The organism is Niastella vici (assembly GCF_002077945.1).
Taxonomy (GTDB): Bacteria; Bacteroidota; Bacteroidia; order Chitinophagales; family Chitinophagaceae; genus Niastella; species Niastella vici.
Genome location: NZ_LVYD01000026.1, coordinates 1 through 425 on the forward strand (window position 1 = coordinate 1; position 425 = coordinate 425).

Consider the following 425-nt stretch of genomic DNA (forward strand, 5'->3'; position numbering starts at 1 on the left):
AGTAGCTTATCGTCTAGCCGTACTGTATTACGTTTGTATGGAAGAAAGTGGACCGGAAATCGCTGCGAAAATACTTTTCTGGAACATTTGCTATTCTTACAATAGAATTTGCCAACTCTTAAGGAAAGAACAATGCTATAGCCCAGGATTGGCAAGTCTTTCACTTTCCTAAAATAATAACTATGCAAACGAGTGCTATTTACATTGCAATCAGGGCAAGTGTTCTTTCCTCGTGTACTAGAAACATGTAAGATAACTTTGCCGGATTCCCTTATAGTTGATTTTATTTCAAAATTCCCTGCTTTATCCTCAAATAATAACTCATGGAGCAACATTGCAATTGTTTGGGCTAGGTTACACCCTTCCTTTTGAATGAAAAAGCGGTCGTGTGATAATCACGTAACCCCCAAATTTGACGAAGAACC

Annotated in this window: 1 protein-coding gene; it reads right to left on the reverse strand. The window is 38.1% G+C overall.

What is annotated here, in order from left to right; all coding sequences use genetic code 11:
• Positions 1-335, reverse strand: a 335-nt coding sequence (locus A3860_RS42260; protein WP_143774032.1) for a transposase family protein, incomplete at its 3' end; no start/stop codon positions are given.
• Positions 336-425: the final 90 nt, after the last annotated feature.